Consider the following 17,387-nt stretch of genomic DNA (forward strand, 5'->3'; position numbering starts at 1 on the left):
CCACACGCGCCGCAACGACGCGCACAGAAAAGCCGATCACGGCCACTGTCAACCATCAGCTGGGACCGAACTGTCAAGCATCACCCGGGATCGGACACGCGTGACCCAGCGAGAGCTGTTACAGGTTTCTCTACCTCATCAAGCCCCGGCTGCGCTCCGCTCCGCCGGGCGCGCTTCCCGGCTCTGGCTGCGCCCGCGCTCCTGCCTTCGGCCCGCTTGGCGCTGCCGCCGCCGACGCGCGCCCACATGTGGATAGGGCCGGGTGGCCATGAGTCGATCACCGCATAGCGCGGCACGGTCAAGACGATGCCTCCGGCGGGGGATCGGCCGGCACCGGGATGGAGGGGGCGCCGTTTCCGCCCGCGGGCCCGTAGTGGCGTGCGCGGGGAGCTCCCATCCCGTCCACCGTCGACCCAGGCGAAGCCGAGCAGACGCGGCCCATGGCGTCCAGGTCGTTCGTACGGTGGCGCGCTCCACCTGGACGCCATGAACCACGCCTGCTCCACGGTGTGTGGGTCGACGGCGGACGGGATGGGAGCTGGGGAGAGCGGTGGGTATCGGATGCGATTGCCAGGCCCGCAGAGTCCTTTACTTCACGACAGAGAGATGGCCTTGCTTTGCCGGGCCCGCCTGACCGCCGCCAGAGATTGCGGCGATTGATAGACCAAAGACGAGAGTATCTAGGTCTTGACTGCTGTCATGCAGTTCCTCGGCAATGCGGCGCGAGCTCCAGCCATCTTCCCGAGCAAGGCGGAATACCTCAGTAAACAGCTGAGAAGTCTCTGGGTGGATTCCATCAGGTTCAGAGGTTCTATAGCCACGCTGAGACAGGTCGATCAGCCACTGGCGGCGGTTCCACTCGGAGATCAGCTCCAATTGATAGAGCCTCTCCACCATTGCGACCGCAGAGACTTTCCAGTAGGCCTTGAGCTTGAATACGTCATCCAATCGAAGGCGACCGACGACCTGTGCGAATAGCCCATCTGCCGGGATCAGGAAGCTCGATGCAAAGTCGTGCGCTTCCTGTTCTGTCGCGCGAGACCGATTCCTTTTAGAGCCTTGGTGTAGAACAAGATGGCCGAGCTCGTGCGCGAGGTCAAAGCGCATTCGTTCGCCCGTCTTTGAAGTATTAAGGAAGGCGAAGGGGCGGCCCTCGTACATAAACGAGAACGCGTCAATTTCTCTATCGTTAATCGGGAGAGAAAAGACGCGGACTCCCTTCCGTTCAACCAATGCGAGCATATTCTTCACGGGCTTTTGGTGTAGCCCCCATGCTGATCGCATCTGCTCAGCAGCAGCTACCGGTGTAAGGCCGGACGTCTCTGATAGGTCGAGAAGCTCGGGAGGCGGGGTTCCATAGTGCTTGTCGACCCAGCCACTTAGGAGCACTCCCAGTGAGCTAATCGACAGAATGCGATGAACCTGCCTAGCTGTCATGGACGACAGCGCTCGAAAGCTTACCCATTCTTCCTCAATGTGCGGAGCATCGTCAGCCTGGAAATAGCTTTCAGGTAGATCCAGCACGCGCGCGAGCAAGCCGAGAGGTGGGTTATCCACCTCCCCAGCTTCCCAACCTGATACGGCTCGCCGTGACACGCCACAGAGCTCGGCGAGGCCCTGTTTGGTCAGGCCCCGGCGCTCGCGCGCCATCGTAAGACGCGTGTGGTTGAACGAAGGATAGTCAAGCTGTCCTTGTGACCATCGGTTCTCCGTCATCGTCGTCGTCCTCGCCCGGTTCAATTGGTGCGACCGCCCCGGAGGTAGGAATCGGGTCGATCAAAATCCTTTCGACCCATTCTCCAACGATTCCATTCTCTGCGTCGATAGGCAGAGAGAGTTCCACCCGAATGTGGTCGTCGTCAGCATGGACAACGAGAAACCACGTAGAGCAGGCTTCGTCAGGCGGTAGTTCAATTGCCCGCACTGGTAGGTCGATTTCAAACGCTAGTTGCTGGTATTTCGCGTTTCGGTCGACTCGCTCCTTCGTCTTGGGTCCGCGCTTCCGGGTCAGGCGGGGAGGCCGATCACCATCAATCCCAGTGAATCGATCGCCCGCCACTACAGCGAAGGCGAGGCGCCGATCCGCCGAGTAGACCGTCTCATAGTTCCCAGTCTGCCCGATTCGCCATCCTTGGCGTGCTTTTAGTAGCTCGCGTCGGAGTGCCGCCAGCGTCTCCGCCCACATTGTGATCCCGGGAAAGTTCCGCGGGTAGTAGCGGAGCGAGACACGACTTCGGGCGTCGTCGCCAGCGGTGACGCTGCTGCGGATGTTAACAACCGACAGGCCCATCTCCGCCAAGCGGCCCTCGGCCTGCTCTGGTTGGACGATCTTGCTGGGGTGGGCAGGGGTCTGCCCTTGGAACTGGCTCACGGCACCTCCGAGGTCCCAACTTCCTCAAATGCTACCTCAAGTGAGGTGAAGTTTGAGGAAGATCGCCAAATGGGTAGGTGATGGCGGCGTCGAAGCCATGCAACACCATGGGACTGACAGCGCTGTGCCTGATCGGCACTGCTGGCCACTTCATCTCTCAGACATCGTCGCCGACTTGGCGCGCATCAAGTCGGCGACGGTACAGCAGCGGAGTACAGCAACCGTCGTGGCCAGCAACGCCCAGCAGTGACTCGCCGGGGCCGCAGTGCGGCCGCTATGAACGCCGCTGACCTATCTACATAGAGCTACGGATCAGAAGGTTGCAGGTTCGAATCCTGCCGAGTGCACATCAGTTCAGAGGCCCTGTGGAGTGATCCACAGGGCCTCTGGCTTTTGCGTTGACGGCAGTATTTGACGGCCTTCTGGTCGGCGGTGAGCCGGGCACGCTGGACCGCCAGCCCCAACCTGGCAGGCAGACAAGGGCAGTTGAGGCAGGGGGCGTGCGAGGCGCACGTGAGTCGCAGAGGCCCGGCACGAAGGGGCTCGCGCAACGAAAGGCGCTCTTGGGCCGCGTCGAAAGCGCCGACGGTGAGTGGAAAGCAGCCGTCGGACTCCTCCGTCTTGGTCTCGCGGTGGGGGAGCTGGCGGCCCGCCCGTTGCATCTGATGATCCAGCTCACCCGTCCTTACTGATCTCCTGCTCGGTCACGGCGTGCGTGAGCGCGGCTCGCAGGGCATCGTGCGCTGCCTGTGCCACGCGCCGGGACGGGCTCCAAGAATGGAAAGACGATCCGGCAGCCATCCGCCCACCGCGCAGGCGGCGTGATCGGTCGACCAAGGTGCGCCATCGAGCCGGCGCGAGACCTCCAGCGCGAAAGTCGTGCTCACGGTCGTCGACGGCCGTCGCGTACAGGCTCCGTGTCTCCCTGCCCCGTCCAGCGTCCGCTGGGCGTTCACAGTCGGACGGTAGGCAGCTTCCTGCTCCCGCGCTTCCTGCTCCCGCACCCCTTCCGGAGCGGGCTACTTCCGTTCCTCGCGTCTTTCCGGGCGGAGGAGCGGGCGCTCAGCGAGCGCTTGGTCCGGTACCAGCCGGGACAGGGCTTCCGTCAGGCGATCGCAGGCCTCCCTCAGTTCCCTCAGGGTCTGGTTGCGCTCGGCGATGACGGCCGAGAGCAGGAGGGACGTCAGGGCCACGGTGCCGTTGAAGGCCTGCAGGATGACCATCTTGGCGAGGAGGTCGTGGCCGGAGAACGGACCCACCCCTGCCGCACCCGCGTAGATCGCGGCCACGGAGCTGATCAGCGCACAGGGTGCGGCGCCGGGCAGTTGGAAGCGGAAGGCCGCCCAGAGCAGGAACGGGACGACGAGGAAGAGCAGGTTGAGCGAGCTGCGGGTGGCCACCACGGAGGCCACTGCGGTACCGCCCAGCAGGATCAGAGCCTCGGCGCAGCGCAGCACTGGTGCGTCGCGTGGCCGGTGTGCGGTGCGCGCGGCCAGCAGGAGCGGCGCGATGACGAGGACCCCCATCGCGTCGCCCGTCCACCACACCGACCAGGTCGGCCAGAAGTCGTGGGCGGACAGCGCCTCGGAGGCCACCAGGACGGTGGTGCCGATCGTCGCGCTGATCATCATGCCGCCCAGGGCCCCGAGGAAGACCAGGGCCAGGGCGTCCTGCAGCCGGTCGAGGGCGGTGCGGAATCCCACGCGCCGCAGCAGGAGGTAGGCGCAGACCGGGGCGAGCGTGTTGCCGGTCACGATGGCGAGCACGGGGAAGAACGACGGCCCGAGCGGCGCGTTCACCGCCAACGCCCCGAGAGCGATGCCCGGCCACATGCGAAGGCCCCACACCATCATGGCGACCAGGGCGATGCCGGTGGGCGGCCAGAACGGCGTGACCTGCCCGCGTACCAGTTCCTGCTGGAGTCCGATCTTGGCGCTGACGTAGTAGGCGGCCGCGACGGCAGCCAGCCGCAGGCCCTCGGTGACCAGGCCGCCGCGCATGCCGCTCACCCTCCGACGCCCGGTTCGTCCGCGAGGCCGCCGTACCGAAGGACGAGGACCGCGGCGTCGTCGTTGTGGCCGGTGTGGTCCGCCACCTTGATCACCTGCGCGGCCAGCTCGTCCGCGTCGGCGCCACAGGCGTCGCCGACCAGGTCGGCCACCCTCTTCAGCCCGTCCTCGATCGGGTAGTCGGGGCCCTCGACCACGCCGTCGGTGAGCAGCACGAACGCGCCCACGTCGGACAGCAGCCGGCGGGACGACGGGTAGCGCTCGCCGGGGTGGATGCCCAGCGGCAGACCGCCGTCGTCCAGGACGATCTCGCAGCGGCCCTCGCTCGTGGCCCAGACCGCCGGGACATGCCCGGCGCGGGCGTCGCAGAGTTCCCTGGTGAGCGGGTCGAAGCGCAGGAACGAGCAGGTCACGAACAGTTCGGTGTCCATCGTGACGAGCAGGTCGTTGGTGCGCCGGAGTACTTCCGCCGGGTCCGTGGTGGCGGTCGCGACGGCGCGCAAGCAGGTGCGGACCTGCCCCATGAGGGCCGCGGCCTCGACGTCATGGCCCTGTACGTCCCCGATCGCGAAGCCCACCGAGCCGTCCGGCATGAGGAAGCCGTCGTACCAGTCGCCGCCGATGTCCAGACCGACCCGCGCGGGTGTGTACCGTCCCGCCACCTGCAGGCAGGGCAGGACGGGGAGCTCGGCGGAGAGGACCTGGCGCTGGAGCGCGGCGGCGAGTTCGACGCGTGCCTGCTGAAACTTGATCTGGTCCAGTATCCGGCCGGTGAGATCCCCGAGCTGCTGCAGCAGTGCTCGGGTCGCACTGGCCGAATCGGTGCGGCGGTGGGCCATGGCCTCACACTCCGGGTTCTTTGCGGAGCGCCAAAGGCGCCGTTCTCACGGTACCCCGGTGACGGGAGACTCTTCCTGGAACGGTTCCTGGGAGCGGTTCCTGGGAACGCCGTCGTCAGCCCTGGGAGAGTGGCCGCGCTACCCGTCCTGGTCCCCGAACGACAACGCGTCCAGGCCGCCGTCGAAGTCCTCCCCCAGGCCTCCCAGGCTTTCCAAGCCCCCCAGGCCCAGGAACATCCGCTCCAGGGCGTGGTCGGACTGCTGCTCGTCGCGGCTGGTGTCCGGCGTCGTATGGAGGGCCTGTTCCGTCCAGATGCACTTGCCCGTCGGCGTGTATCGGGTCCCCCACCGCTGGGACAGCGCGGTGACCAGTTGCAGTCCCCGGCCCCCTTCGTCCGTCTCGGTCGCCCGGCGGATACGCGGCATCGTCAGGCTGCCGTCGAAGACCTCGCAGATCAGCTCGGCGCCGTGCAGGAGCCGGAGGCGCAGGGGGCCCTTGGCGTGGCGGATGACGTTGCCGATGAGTTCGCTGGCCAGGAGCTCGGTCGTGGGGGTCAGGTCGGCAAGGCCCCAGGCCGCGAGCTGGTCGCGGATCAGGCTGCGGGCCTGGCCCGCCGCTCGGGGGTCGTCGGGCAGGGGCCAGGAGGCGATGCGGGAGGAGGGCAGGGCGTGCAGGCGGGCCAGCAGGAAGGCCGCGTCGTCGGCCGCCTGGTGGTCGGAGGGCAGGAGCGCGGAGGTGACCCGTTCGCAGAGGTGCTCCAGGTCCTTCGCGGTGCCGTCCGCGTGCGAGGTCCGCAGGACTTCGGCGAGGGCCGCCATGCCCTGGTCCATCTCGCGCTTCGACGACTCCACCAGGCCGTCGGTGTACAGGGCCAGCACACTGCCTTCGGGTACCGGTATCTCGGTCGTCTCGAAGGGGGGTTCCGCCGCGCCCAGCGGCGGGTCGGCCGCCAGTGCCGGGAACAGCACGGTGCCGTCGGGGTGGAGCAGGGCGGGGGGCGGGTGGCCCGCCCTGGCTATGGAGCAGACGCGTGTCGTGGAGTCGTACAGCGCGTACAGGCATGTCACGTACGACTCCTCGCCCATGGCGCCGACGATGTCGTTGAGGTGGCTCATGATCTCGTCGGGGGGCAGTTCGAGGTCGGCCAGGGTGTGGACCGCCGTGCGCAGGCGGCCCATGGTGGCCGCCTCCGGCAGGCCGTGGCCCATGACGTCGCCCACGACCAGCGCCACCTGGCCGCCCGACAGCGGGATGATGTCGTACCAGTCGCCGCCCACGTCCATGCCCTGGCCCGCGGGGAGGTAGCGGGCCGCTGCCGTGCAGGCGGGGACGGTGGGCAGGTCGCGGGGGAGCAGGCTGCGCTGGAGTTCGCGGGAGCGGGTGTGCTCGGCGTCGAAGAGGCGGGCCCGGTCCAAGGCCTGGGCCACCAGGGCGCTGGTCGCGGTGAGAAGGGTGCGTTCCTCGTCGGTGAGGCGGCGCGGGTGGTCGAAGGTGACCGCGCAGATGCCGAAGGTGTGGCCCGATGCCGTCAGGGGGAGCAACGCCCAGGCCTGCTTGCCGGCGCGGACCGGCAGGTCCGAGATCTCGGGGTAGCGCGCGGCGAACTCCCGGGGGGAGGACAGGAACAGCGGGGCGCCGGCCACGATCGCGTCCCAGAGCGGGCTGGTTTCCGTGCGCTCGCGGCCGTCGAGTATGGCGAGGATGTCGTCCGGGTAGCCGACGGAGCCCACCGTGTGGAGGCGATCGCACTCCACCGTCTGCACCACCAGTCCCGTCGCCTCGAACGGGGGCAGCACCCGGCGGGCGACCGCGTCCACCACGTCCTTCGACGTCGTCGCCTTGGCGAGGGCTGTCGTCAACTCCGCTATCCGCGCGGCCCGTTCGCCGGCCGCGTACTCGGCGGCTCTGCGGTCCTCCTCCAGACGCCGTTTCTCGGTGACGTCCGTGAAGTAGATGGTGCGGCCGTCGGGGCCCGGCACCAGCCTCAGATGGCACAGGCGCCCGTTCGGCAGCCGTACGTCGAAACTGACCGACTTCTCCGCGGCTGCGGCCTGCCGGCAGCGGATCTCCAGACCGGGCACCTGCTGCGCGGTGGGCAGGTCCCACAGCAGGCAGCCGAAGAGCTCCTCCTCGGAGTAGCCCAGGGTGCGCTCCGCCTCCAGGTTGGCGAAGGTGATCCGCCAGTCGTCGTCCACCGCGAGGAAGCCGTCGCTCATGTGCCGCAGGGCCCGGCTGAGCGCGTCACGGGCGGAGCGCGGCTCGTCGCTGTCCCAGCCCATGCCGATCATCCGGTGCGGCTCGCCGTGGTCGTCGTACGTCGCCCTGCCGCGGGCCTGGGTCCAGCCCCAGCTGCCGTCCAGTTTCCGTACCCGGTACTCGGCCTCGAAGACGCCGCCCTCGCGGATCGCCCGGTCCGCCGCCGCCAGTGTCGGTGCGAGGTCGTCGGGGTGGACGCACCGCATCCAGTCGTCGACCTTGCCGGTGAAGTCCTGCGGCCGGGTGCCGTAGAGCTCCAGGGCCGCCTCGTCCCAGATCAGGTCGCCGGTGCGGATGTTCCAGTCCCAGGAGCCGACGCTGACCTCCTTCAGCGACTGGCGCACGCGCTCACCGCTCGGCACGTCCGTCTGCAAGGGCCTCGTCGGTGGCGGCGCGTGGACCATACGGTCCTCCGCCCACGCGATCACGGCGCGGAGGAACTCCCAGTGCTCGAAGGTCGGTTCACCCTGGTCGCCCATCAGGACGCTGAGCGCGCCGGTGGTGCGGTTGCCGCTGTACATCGGTAAGGCGGCGAGGCCGGTGCCGGGCCAGCCGGCGTCCGGGGAGTTCGGGGTGTGCGAAGCAGCCGGGGTGTGCGAGGCGTGCGGGATATTCGAGGCTTGCGGGGTGTTCGAGGCCTGCGGGGTGTTCGAGGCCTGCGGGGTGTTCGAGGCACGCGGGGTGTTCGGGGCGCTCGACGAAAGGGTGGCCGTAGCCTCTCCGGCCGGCTTCAGCGGGACCCACACCCCGCTGCCCTCGTGCAGTGCACGGGCCGGGGCCAGCGGGCCCTCCTGGTCGATGATCTCCCAGGCGCGGGTGAGGGCCGGAGGGAGTCCGGCCGTCGACACCAGGCGCAGCGCGGACATCGGGCCGCGGAGATGGATCATGCCGCCCAAGGCGCCCAGCTCGCCCACCGCATGCTGCAGGGCCAGCCGGAAGACCTCGCTTTCCGCGACACCGGGGGCCACCGTGCTGAGCAGTGCCAGCCGAGCGTTCATACCCGGGACTTTACCGTCACAGCCGTAACCCAATCGATGGTTCGCAAGATCCTCACGCCTCTCACCCGGCCGGTCAACAGGACGTCAACGGCCAAGATTTATCACCCAGTTGATGTAGACGGCTTAGCATCACCCGGGACCCCCGACCTCCTGAGGAGCGGCATGGACATCGGTGTCTTCATCCCCATCGGAAACAACGGCTGGCTCATATCGAAGAGTTCGCCGCAGTACCTGCCGACCTTCGAGCTGAACAAGGCCATCGTGCAGAAGGCCGAGGAACACGGTCTCGACTTCGCGCTGTCGATGATCAAGCTCAAGGGGTTCGGCGGCGAGACCGAGTTCTGGGACCACTGCCTGGAGTCGTTCACGCTGATGGCGGGCCTGGCCGCGGTCACCGAGCGGATCAAGCTGTACGCCTCCACGCCGATCCTCGTCCTGCCCCCCGCGATCGTCGCCCGCATGGCCGTGACCGTCGACTCGATCGCCCCCGGCCGCTTCGGCATCAACATCGTCACCGGCTGGGCGCCCGGCGAGTACTCCCAGATGGGCCTGTGGCCCGGCGACGACCACTTCGGCAACCGTTACGCCCGCGCCGTCGAGTACGTCACCGTGATGAAGGAGCTGTGGCGCGAGGGCGTCAGCAACTTCAAGGGCGAGTTCTACGAGATGGACGACTGCGTGCTGTCGCCGCGCCCGGCGAACGGGCACATCGACATCGTTGCCGCGGGCCAGAGCAACACGGGCATGCGGTTCGCCGCCGAGCACGCCGACTACAACTTCATCCTCGGCAGCGGCGTCAACACGCCGATCGCCTTCTCGGACAGCACCGCCACGCTGGTGGAGGCGGCGCGGGAGACCGGCCGGGATGTCGGAGCGCTCTCCCTCTTCATGGTCATCGCGGACGAGACCGACGAGGCCGCCCAGGCCAAGTGGCGGGACTACCACGACAACGCCGACCGCGCGGCACTCGCGTACATGGCCGGCGAATCGGCCTCGGACACCACCGCCGACGACTCCTCGACGGCCCGCACCATCGTGCTGCCCGAGGGCGCGGTGAACTTCAACATGGGAACGCTCGTGGGGTCGTACGAGACCGTCGCGAAGATGCTCGACGAGGTCGCCGAAGTCGACGGCACCAAGGGGATCATGCTGGTCTTCGACGACTTCCTGGAGGGCATCGAGAACTTCGGCACGCGCATCCAGCCGCTGATGAAGTGCCGACGGGCATGAGCGGGTTACGGCGGCGTGCGGAGGACTGGGAGGAGGGGCGGGAGGGGGTCCGTGAGGAGGGTCGGGAGGGGGTGCCTGCGGAGGTCCGTGAGGAGGTCCGTGAGGAGGACTACGAGCGGGCCGGCTTGAGTGGCCGACTCACCCCCGGTACCTCCCCGGCCCTGCTCCTGGTGGACCCCGCCCGGGCCTACGTGGACCCCGACTCCCCTCTCTACGCCGGGGTCGAACCGGCCGTGGAGGCGATGAAGGCCCTGCTTGCGGGCGCACGCCGAGCGGGCATCCCCGTGGTCGTCACGCGGGTGCGGTTCCGGACCGACGGCAGCGACGGCGGCGTCTTCTTCCGCAAGGTGCCGACGCTGAAGGTGTTCGCCGAGGGCAGTCCGTACGGCGATTTCATCGACGGACTGGCCCCGGGCGCGGACGAGTTGACGGTCACGAAGCAGTACCCGAGCGCCTTCTTCGGCACGTCACTGGCGGCGTACTTCACGGCCCACCGCATCGACACCCTGCTCATCGGGGGCCTCTCCACCAGCGGTTGCGTCCGGGCCACCGCGCTCGACGCGATGCAGCACGGGTTCGTCCCGATCGTCGTCCAGGAGGCGGTGGGCGACCGGGATCCGGACGTGCACGCGGCGAACCTCTTCGACATCCGGCACAAGATCGGCGAGGTGTGGCCGATGGCCGGCGTCGAGGAGTACCTAGGCGGTGTCCGGGGAGACGAACACCCGTGACGACAGTGGTGGTTGCGGGCAATCCGAAACCCGCCTCGCGCACCCTCGACGCGGCCACGAGACTCGCAACGGAGCTCACGGGCCGGCCGCCGGACGCGGTCGTCGACGTGATCACGCTCGGCCCGGGCCTGCTCGGCTGGGGCGACGAGCGGGTGTCGGACGCCGTACGGACCGTTGCCTCGGCGGACTTGGTCGTGGTGGCCAGCCCGACCTTCAAGGCGACGTACACCGGGGTGCTCAAGCTGTTCCTGGACCAGTTCGCGACCGCCGAGGGCCTGCGGGGCGTGGTCGCTGTGCCGCTGATGCTGGGCGCGGGTCCGTCGCACGCGCTCGCCCCCGACCTGCTGCTCAAGCCGGTCCTGGTGGAACTCGGCGCGAGCACGCCGGCGCCCGGTCTGTATCTGAGGGACAGCAGCTACGCGACGGACGGGACCATCGGGGAGTACGTGGAGCGCTGGGGGCCGGCGCTGAGGGTGCTGGCGGCTCGGGCGGCGGCGGACAGGGCGCCGCGGGACTGAGGCGGGGCCGCCATGATCGCCGGTGCTGTCGTGATGGCAGGTACTGTCGTGGTCGCCGGGGCAGCCGTGATCGCCGGGCGCCCCGGGTTCGTAGGCGCCGCCTCCTTCTTCCGCTCGGCGAACACGAACAGCCGCAGGACCAGGAACCGGCCGATGCCGGCCAGCCCCGACGCGGTGAGGTAGACGGCCTGCTCGCAGAGCATGGTGGGCGACGGCTGCACGGCATGCAGTACGAGCATCGCGGCGGTCGTGGCCAGGTACGCGGCGACGGCCGAGCCCGAGGACTGCAGGTGCTGCCGCAGGCCGGGGCGCTGTCCGGTGCCGAAGGTGAACAGGGCGTGCAGCTCGGTGCACAGGACGGTGGAGGCGACGGTTATCAGGGCGTTGGCGAGAGCCCAGGGCATCGCCGCGGCCAGCAGCGGTACGGCTGCGCTGGAGAGGAGCCCGACACCGCCCCCGCACACCACGAACCGGACGAAGGAGGAGAAGGGACCCGGCGTCGAGGGGCCCGGCTTCGACGGGCTCGGCGTCGACGGGCGCTGCGACTCCATGGCGGCTTCCTTCCGGGCTGACCTGAACCTCTGAGGGATTCAGCTCATCCCGGTGCGGCTTCAGCAGGGCCTCAGTCGGGCTTCAGCCGGTATCGACCGGGCTTCAGCCGGCACCGACCGGGATTCGGTCGGGATTTCAGCCGGGATCAACTGAGGCCAACGATGCCGTTGTCCGCACGTCGGAACGATGGAGTGACCTACCGGACCGAAGGTGGTGCAGACTCCACCATGTGAGGTCGGGCCGGCGCCGAGCGCGGCTCAGTTCATGATCCGCACGAAGCCGCCCCGCGAGGTGCCGCCCGAGCCCAACAGCCGGCCCCAGTCCAGCACTTCGGGTATCCGGTCCACCGACAGCACCACCGCACCGCCGGCCCGCTCGGCATCCTCGCACCAGGCGCCCATGTCACCCGGCCCGCCCGCGTCGAGTACCGGGGCGGCGAGCGAGGGAACCATGAGGCCGTACTCCCCCGGCCCGTCCACGACGCACAGGGTCAGCTTGGGCACGACACTCCAGCCCGCGCACAGCGACACCTGCCCGTCGGACGCGGTCAGGCCCGGCAGGGCGTCGTGTACGGAGGCGCCGGCCAGCAGGAGGACGGGGGTGGCGCCCCGTACGAAGAGGGTGTTCTCGGGCTCGTGCAGCATGGGGCAGGCCCCCTTCTCAAGTGGCGCGATGTGACTGCTTCGCAGGTTAGGCGAAGGCACTGACATTGCGTCCGGCCCAGTCCGCGAACGCACGGGCCGGCCGCCCGAGGACGCGCTCCACGTCCGGGCTCACCCGCCGCAACGCGTCCGCCGGAGCCCCCAGCATGTCGAGCGTGCTCTCGACGACCGGTTCGGGCATGAACCCCAGCATCCGCTCCCGGGCCTGCGCGCGGGTCAGTTCGACGAACCGGACCGCCTCACCCAGGGCGTCCTCGATGGTGGCCGTCTGCTGCCGGGGCGAGACGGGCGCGGGGCCGGTCAGTTCGTAGACCTCGCCGTCGTGCTCCGGCTCGCGCAGCGCCAACGCCGCGACGTCCGCGATGTCGACCGGGTCGACGGTCGGCAGGGCCACGTCGCCGAAGGGAGCGGCCGCTTCCCGCCGGGTGCGGATCATGTCGGCCCACTGCAGGGCGTTGGAGTGGAAGCCGCCCGGGCGCAACATTGTCCACTCCAGGCCCGATTCCTTGACGGCGTCCTCCAGGACCGGGGGGTGGTTCCCGGTGCCGACGCCCTGGGACGACAGCAGGACCACACGCCGGACGCCCGATCCCCGTACGACATCCAGGGCCGCCCCGAGGTCACCGCCGGCCGCCACGAAGTCGCCCGAGGTCAGCACGAACAGGGCCTTGGCCCCCTCCAGGGCGGGCGCCAGGCGCTTGGGGTCGGCGAGGTCGGCCGGGTGGTGGCGGGTCCCTTCCGGCACGTCCCGCGCGGAGATCCGGCGGGAGACCGCCGTCACCTGCTCGCCCGCTTCGACGAGGGCCCGCACAAGTGGCCGTCCGACATTGCCCGTTGCTCCGGTCACCACGATCATCATCGGTCTCCGTTCCGAGGTTCGGACCTCGTATGTCGTTCTTCTCGTATCTCGTTCTCGTCTCGCACGGCGACGCTACTGTTGTGGAGGTAGTAGGTACCTAGAGGAAAGTATTGGCAGACAGGGGTGGTTGTGACCGAGGACACAGGCAAGTGGGCCCCGCGCGGCGGCGATCCCGAGAACGCCTGCCCGATCGCCCCCGTCGTCGACATCGTCTTCAGCCGCTGGACCACCCCGATCCTGTGGGCGCTCCACGAGTACGGCCGGCAGCGCTTCGTCGCACTTGAGCGCCGTATCGCCACGATCACACCCAAGGTGCTGACCCAGCGACTGCGGCAGCTGGAGCGGGACGGCCTGGTCGTGCGCACGTATCACCCCGAGGTGCCGCCTCGCGTGGAGTACGAGATCAGCGAACTGGGCCGCAGCCTGGCGCCGTTGTTCGCCGCGCTGTCGGAGTGGTCCGTCCATCTGGACGAGGTCGAGCGGGCGCGGGCGGCGTACGACGCCCGACCCTGATCAGGCCTTGTCCTGGTCGCGCAGTTCGTCGATGTAGGCCTGCGCGAGGCCCGTCGTGCGGGTGAACCAGTCCGTGAGTACGGCGATCTCGTCGACGGAGTAGTCGGCGAAGAGGGCGTTGAGGCGGGCGTAGTAGGGGCCGTAGAGCTCCTCGACCCGGGCGATCGCGGCCGGTACGGCGGCCACGCGGACGCGGCGGCGGTCGGCCGGGTCCGGGCGGCGGGTGATGAAACCGGCGCGTTCCAGGCGGTTGAGGATCCCGGTCATCGCGCCGGTCGTGACGTGGGCGTGTTCCGCGAGGTCGCCCGCTGTGAGCAGGTTCTCGCCGGCTTTCAGCACGCAGGCGAAACAGAGCAGGTCGGTGATGTTCAGGCCCAGCCGCTGGGCCATTTCCTGCTGGCCGAGCAGGTGGGCCGCGATGAGGGAGTCCATCGCCTCCAGCGCCTGGGCCGAGGTGGCGGTGGGGCGCGGCTTGGCTTGCATCTTCCTGATTACCTTAGCTTGTGAGAGATTTAGTGCCTAAACTTCTCACGAGGTGAGAGATTCTCGGGATACTCGGGAGGTAGCACGTGAGTCAGTATGACGAGGGGCACACGGTCGCGGGGTGGACCGGAACCGCGATCGCGACCATCGGCTCCGCCGTGCTGGGGGCAGGGATATGTACGGTTTCGGCGGCGCTGATCGTGGGCGGGCTGGGGATCGTGGCGGCGAGCGTCCTTGTCACCTGGGCGCTGCACCTTGCCGGGTGGGGCAAGCCTCCGGGCGTCCGGCCTCGCGGTCAGTGGCGTATGGGGGCGCGCGACTTGACTGCTCGGGACGGTCATTCGGACTGTTGGGGATGTCGGCTGGCGGGGCGCGGTCGGCGTACGGCGGCGGTGGCGGTGGCGTCCGAGGCTGCGTCCGAGGTGGTTCCCGTGACCGGGGATCCCGAGCCCGCCGCCGCTGAAGCCGGCCGCTGAGGTAGGTGGCCGAACGGCCGTTGTCAGTGCCTGCCTCTAATCTCAAAGAGCAATGGCACAGGCATGGAGATGCTCGGGGCTGCGGTGGTCGGCGGACGGCCCCGAGCTGGCGTGGGACGGCGGTCGGCGCTCCGCGCTGACCTGGGGGAAAAGGGTGGCCTTCGGGGTCGCGGAAGGGGGCGTGCGGACATGCGTGGGAGCGCGGGGGCATGCGTGTCGGGTACGGGCGGTCGTGCCGGGGCGGAGTACGGGGGCGCGGTGCGAGGAGTGTGCGCGGCTGGACCGGGCGCACTCGGTGGCGGCAGACACGATCGCGGACGACCCGCGGCCGTACCACGTATATCTGGCGTGGTTCGGCCCCGGGATGACCAAGGTCGGCATCACCGCCCTTGAGCGAGGCTCGGCACGGCTGCTGGAACAGGGCGCGGTCTGCTTCAGCTGGCTGGGCGTCGGCCCGCTGATGGCGGCACGGCGCACCGAGGAACTGTTGCGGGCGGCACTGCGGGTGCCGGACCGGATTCCGTACGGCGACAAGCGGGCGGTGCGCTCCGCGCTGCCGGCGTCGGCGGCGGAGCGGGCGGCCGAGGTGGAGGACCTGCACGCCAGGGCCGTCTCCCTCCCCGACTGGCCGGAGTCACTCGACCGCGAGCCCTGCCAACCCGTCGACCACGCCGGGGCGTTCGGCCTCACGGATCTACCGGCCGCTGTCGGCGAGGTGACCGAGCTGGTCGCGGGCGGGGTGGTGAGCGGGCGGTTGGTGGCGGCTGCGGGGCCGGATCTGCATGTGGAGGCGGGCGGCGGGGTTGTCGTGGTCGATACGCGGTTGATGACGGGGTGGGAACTCGTGTCGGCGGGCGGCGACGATGAACTGACCGTGCCGGTGCGCCCGTTCAGAGAACGGGAGAGGAGTGTGCAGGACGGGTTGTTCTGACCGGCGTCCTACTGGTGAACCTGTCTCGACGGTGGCCGAAGAACTTTCCAGGAGCATCTGGCCCCGAGCTGAGCAGCCCCATGTCCATCCGCGGTCGAGCGGCCATCGATGAAGATGTACAGATAGGCCAGTGCTGGCCGAAACGCCGATGCTGGCAGCCCCTTAACGCAATCGAGTAGCGTGATCGTTCGCTTGTGCGATGAACGGTGAAGTGGGCAACGGGGGTTGACCTGAGCGTTCATGCCTTGCGGCTGCAGACGCGGCTGGCGGACCTGGCGAAGACCGGGCAGGGCGATCTGCGTGAGGCCGTAGGGGAGTTCAGGCGCAGCGCGGTGCTGGTGCCGGTGGTGGACGACTCGTTGCTGTCGGTTGAGGCGGGCGGTATCCGCTGGATCTTCTCGCCGAACAGATCACCCATTCCCCAGGCACCACACAGCCGACGATTACCCTTACCTGAGACCACGACGGCCTGCATGCACTCGCCCAGACAGAACGGAAATCGCTGGCCCACGCGGCGCAGGAAGAAGTCGACCAGCGCTTCTTCGCCATCATCACCGACCTCGTCGGCACCCCCACCGAACTCGTCGATGAACACGGCGACATCGCCTGGCGCAGCCATACTACGATCTGGGGCAACACAGCTTGGGGCCACACTGACGCCGCCTACACCCCTTTGCGTTTCCCAGGCCAGTACTTCGACCCCGAAACGGGCCTGCACTACAACTTCTTTCGCCATTACGACCCCCAGACGGCCCGTTACCTCACCCTCGACCCCCTTGGCCTCTTCCCCGCATCCAACCCCTCTACCTACGTCGATAATCCGCTCTCCCTAACTGACCCGCTCGGCCTTTCGCCCTGCCCGCGACTGAGGGTCATTGGAAACCATCCTGACTACCAAAGGGTAGCTGAGCTGGAAGGAGGGCAGTGGTTTGAGGTTCCTCTGAGTCACTGGAATACGCTCACGCCGGAGCAGCAATGGGTTGAGAATGTAAAATTCCTCGACCGGGGAATAGCGGAGGGTGCCACCTTCCGACTGGCCACGCCGATAGAAAAATCCAAGGTAGATTCTATTTGTCATGCCGAGATTAATCATCTGCTGAAGAACGGGTATTCATTCAATGCGACGGGGGACGCCCTGATTCCTGGAAGGTGAATGTTGTGAGTGGGCAGGATCTGGTCAGCGGGCTAACTGGGTGGCTGACGGAGCGTGGGTTTTCTGTCACAGAAGAACGACAGGACGGCGGGTTTGAAAATGCCCTTCTCCGGTTTGTTGGTGACGGATGTGAGGTGTACTTGATCCGAGAAAGGGGGGAGTGGGGAGTTTCTCTTGCTCCTCCTTCTGGTGATCCTAAGTTGCCCCCGCGAATTTGGCGCTATTATATGGATAATATTCCATTGGGGGTGGCGCTTATTGAACAGGCCGAGTCTTTCGAATCAGAGGTTTCCTTTGTTCGGAATAGGCTCCATGAAATTACTGCCGTGGCGCAGTGTGAGGATATCGGGGATCGTCTTGTCGGTATCAATTGGGCGATTGTTAAAGATAGGCTCGGGCTGGATCCAGGTATGCCGCCTCCTGGGCAGTCGGGATTTCGAGATTCGCATTGAGCCTCTTCAGCGTTGCCGCTCCAGTGTGAGGATGGCCTTGGCGATTGACGTCATTCGATTCGGACTGCATCGGGACCTGCGGAAGATGCGCCAGGACTTCAGGGCGGGCGACGCCGCGCTCGACCGGCGCTCGCGCAGCGGCAAGTGCCCGGTTGAGGGTCTTTTCTGTGGGAGTGAGTTCCTGCAGGGGTTTCCGCTTAATGCCGGTGGTCAGCCACGGGCCAGCACCCTGGTAGGCGAGATCGGCCAGGATCGGAACGCCCTGGCGCTCGCAGATCCGGATGATCCGGTGGGTGCGGGCTGCGGTCAGGTCGTGAGTCCGGCCCGGCAGGGCGGGTGAGAGCCACAGCAGC

General features: G+C 68.0%; 16 protein-coding genes and 2 pseudogenes. 8 read left to right on the top strand and 10 right to left on the bottom strand.

The window, feature by feature from the left end; all coding sequences use genetic code 11:
* Positions 1 to 588: 588 nt before the first annotated feature.
* The 5 genes from ADL12_RS50100 to ADL12_RS11030 form a co-directional block, all read right to left on the bottom strand.
* Positions 589 to 1,716, bottom strand: a complete 1,128-nt coding sequence (locus ADL12_RS50100; RefSeq protein ID WP_079051964.1) for a helix-turn-helix domain-containing protein — start codon at positions 1,714 to 1,716, stop codon at positions 589 to 591.
* Positions 1,682 to 2,371 (bottom strand): hypothetical protein, encoded by a 690-nt coding sequence (locus ADL12_RS53895; protein WP_159053140.1) that lies wholly within the window; start codon positions 2,369 to 2,371, stop codon positions 1,682 to 1,684. Before ADL12_RS53895 ends, ADL12_RS50100 begins: the two co-directional genes overlap by 35 nt.
* Before the next feature lie 1,019 nt (positions 2,372 to 3,390).
* Complete coding sequence (locus ADL12_RS11020) at positions 3,391 to 4,371, bottom strand: MASE1 domain-containing protein (RefSeq protein WP_062701053.1); 981 nt, start codon at positions 4,369 to 4,371, stop codon at positions 3,391 to 3,393.
* A 5-nt stretch (positions 4,372 to 4,376) separates the two neighbouring features.
* Entirely contained in the window at positions 4,377 to 5,219 is an 843-nt protein-coding gene (locus ADL12_RS11025; protein WP_062701055.1) for a PP2C family protein-serine/threonine phosphatase, read from the bottom strand.
* Between the two features lie 138 nt (positions 5,220 to 5,357).
* Positions 5,358 to 8,474: a SpoIIE family protein phosphatase gene (locus ADL12_RS11030; protein ID WP_062701057.1), complete on the bottom strand. Its 3,117-nt coding sequence runs from the start codon at positions 8,472 to 8,474 to the stop codon at positions 5,358 to 5,360.
* Positions 8,475 to 8,636: 162 nt separating this feature from the next.
* On the opposite strand from ADL12_RS11030, the gene rutA reads away from it, so the two are divergent.
* From rutA to ADL12_RS11045, 3 genes are read left to right on the top strand one after another with little or no spacing between them, the layout of a single operon-like run.
* The gene (gene rutA, locus ADL12_RS11035) at positions 8,637 to 9,704 is read left to right on the top strand and encodes a pyrimidine utilization protein A (protein WP_062701059.1); all 1,068 of its coding nucleotides are present in this window, start codon (positions 8,637 to 8,639) and stop codon (positions 9,702 to 9,704) included.
* A complete protein-coding gene (locus ADL12_RS11040; RefSeq protein WP_079051965.1) occupies positions 9,701 to 10,435 on the top strand; it encodes an isochorismatase family protein in 735 nt (244 codons plus the stop codon). The genes rutA and ADL12_RS11040 overlap by 4 nt, the downstream gene beginning before the upstream one ends.
* Complete coding sequence (locus tag ADL12_RS11045) at positions 10,432 to 10,953, top strand: NADPH-dependent FMN reductase (protein WP_062701063.1); 522 nt, start codon at positions 10,432 to 10,434, stop codon at positions 10,951 to 10,953. The genes ADL12_RS11040 and ADL12_RS11045 overlap by 4 nt, the downstream gene beginning before the upstream one ends.
* Here the strand turns inward: ADL12_RS11045 and ADL12_RS11050 are convergent.
* The 3 genes from ADL12_RS11050 to ADL12_RS11060 form a co-directional block, all read right to left on the bottom strand.
* Complete coding sequence (locus ADL12_RS11050; RefSeq protein WP_244187872.1) at positions 10,851 to 11,504, bottom strand: GtrA family protein; 654 nt, start codon at positions 11,502 to 11,504, stop codon at positions 10,851 to 10,853. The two genes, ADL12_RS11045 and ADL12_RS11050, sit on opposite strands and share 103 nt — an antisense overlap.
* Positions 11,505 to 11,762: 258 nt before the next feature.
* Entirely contained in the window at positions 11,763 to 12,149 is a 387-nt protein-coding gene (locus ADL12_RS11055; RefSeq protein ID WP_062701065.1) for a hypothetical protein, read from the bottom strand.
* A gap of 46 nt (positions 12,150 to 12,195) precedes the next feature.
* The gene (locus ADL12_RS11060; RefSeq protein ID WP_062701080.1) at positions 12,196 to 13,023 is read right to left on the bottom strand and encodes an NAD(P)H-binding protein; all 828 of its coding nucleotides are present in this window, start codon (positions 13,021 to 13,023) and stop codon (positions 12,196 to 12,198) included.
* Positions 13,024 to 13,155: 132 nt separating this feature from the next.
* Here ADL12_RS11060 and ADL12_RS11065 point away from each other — a divergent pair, with 132 nt between their 5' ends.
* Positions 13,156 to 13,539, top strand: a complete 384-nt coding sequence (locus ADL12_RS11065) for a winged helix-turn-helix transcriptional regulator (RefSeq protein ID WP_062701068.1) — start codon at positions 13,156 to 13,158, stop codon at positions 13,537 to 13,539.
* On the opposite strand, the gene ADL12_RS11070 is transcribed toward ADL12_RS11065, so the two are convergent.
* Positions 13,540 to 14,022, bottom strand: a complete 483-nt coding sequence (locus ADL12_RS11070) for a MarR family winged helix-turn-helix transcriptional regulator (RefSeq protein ID WP_062701070.1) — start codon at positions 14,020 to 14,022, stop codon at positions 13,540 to 13,542. It abuts the gene before it with no gap.
* 86 nt (positions 14,023 to 14,108) lie between these two features.
* On the opposite strand from ADL12_RS11070, the gene ADL12_RS11075 reads away from it, so the two are divergent.
* The 4 genes and pseudogenes from ADL12_RS11075 to ADL12_RS53900 all read left to right on the top strand — a co-directional run bounded on the left by ADL12_RS11075 (position 14,109) and on the right by ADL12_RS53900 (position 17,034).
* Positions 14,109 to 14,498: an HGxxPAAW family protein gene (locus tag ADL12_RS11075; RefSeq protein ID WP_062701072.1), complete on the top strand. Its 390-nt coding sequence runs from the start codon at positions 14,109 to 14,111 to the stop codon at positions 14,496 to 14,498.
* A 52-nt stretch (positions 14,499 to 14,550) separates the two neighbouring features.
* Positions 14,551 to 15,429: a DUF2797 domain-containing protein gene (locus ADL12_RS11080; protein WP_079051966.1), complete on the top strand. Its 879-nt coding sequence runs from the start codon at positions 14,551 to 14,553 to the stop codon at positions 15,427 to 15,429.
* Between the two features lie 397 nt (positions 15,430 to 15,826).
* Positions 15,827 to 16,288: pseudogene (locus tag ADL12_RS56345) on the top strand (RHS repeat-associated core domain-containing protein); the annotation flags it as partial.
* 299 nt (positions 16,289 to 16,587) lie between these two features.
* The gene (locus ADL12_RS53900) at positions 16,588 to 17,034 is read left to right on the top strand and encodes a hypothetical protein (protein ID WP_159053141.1); all 447 of its coding nucleotides are present in this window, start codon (positions 16,588 to 16,590) and stop codon (positions 17,032 to 17,034) included.
* A 6-nt stretch (positions 17,035 to 17,040) separates the two neighbouring features.
* Here ADL12_RS53900 and ADL12_RS50115 read toward each other — a convergent pair.
* Positions 17,041 to 17,387: pseudogene (locus tag ADL12_RS50115) on the bottom strand (transposase family protein); the annotation flags it as partial.

Source organism: Streptomyces regalis (assembly GCF_001509475.1).
GTDB classification, from domain to species: domain Bacteria; phylum Actinomycetota; class Actinomycetes; order Streptomycetales; family Streptomycetaceae; genus Streptomyces; species Streptomyces regalis.

Excerpts from the sequence above, each read along its gene's own strand:
- ADL12_RS11055 (WP_062701065.1), bottom strand. The coding sequence starts at position 12,149 with ATGCTGCACGAGCCCGAGAACACCCTCTTCGTACGGGGCGCCACCCCC.
- ADL12_RS11050 (WP_244187872.1), bottom strand. The coding sequence starts at position 11,504 with ATGGAGTCGCAGCGCCCGTCGACGCCGAGCCCGTCGAAGCCGGGCCCC.
- ADL12_RS50100 (WP_079051964.1), bottom strand. The coding sequence starts at position 1,716 with ATGACGGAGAACCGATGGTCACAAGGACAGCTTGACTATCCTTCGTTC.
- ADL12_RS11025 (WP_062701055.1), bottom strand. The coding sequence starts at position 5,219 with ATGGCCCACCGCCGCACCGATTCGGCCAGTGCGACCCGAGCACTGCTG.
- ADL12_RS11040 (WP_079051965.1), top strand. The coding sequence starts at position 9,701 with ATGAGCGGGTTACGGCGGCGTGCGGAGGACTGGGAGGAGGGGCGGGAG.
- ADL12_RS11060 (WP_062701080.1), bottom strand. The coding sequence starts at position 13,023 with ATGATCGTGGTGACCGGAGCAACGGGCAATGTCGGACGGCCACTTGTG.
- ADL12_RS11080 (WP_079051966.1), top strand. The coding sequence starts at position 14,551 with ATGGCACAGGCATGGAGATGCTCGGGGCTGCGGTGGTCGGCGGACGGC.
- rutA (WP_062701059.1), top strand. The coding sequence starts at position 8,637 with ATGGACATCGGTGTCTTCATCCCCATCGGAAACAACGGCTGGCTCATA.
- ADL12_RS11030 (WP_062701057.1), bottom strand. The coding sequence starts at position 8,474 with ATGAACGCTCGGCTGGCACTGCTCAGCACGGTGGCCCCCGGTGTCGCG.
- ADL12_RS11070 (WP_062701070.1), bottom strand. The coding sequence starts at position 14,022 with ATGCAAGCCAAGCCGCGCCCCACCGCCACCTCGGCCCAGGCGCTGGAG.
- ADL12_RS11020 (WP_062701053.1), bottom strand. The coding sequence starts at position 4,371 with ATGCGCGGCGGCCTGGTCACCGAGGGCCTGCGGCTGGCTGCCGTCGCG.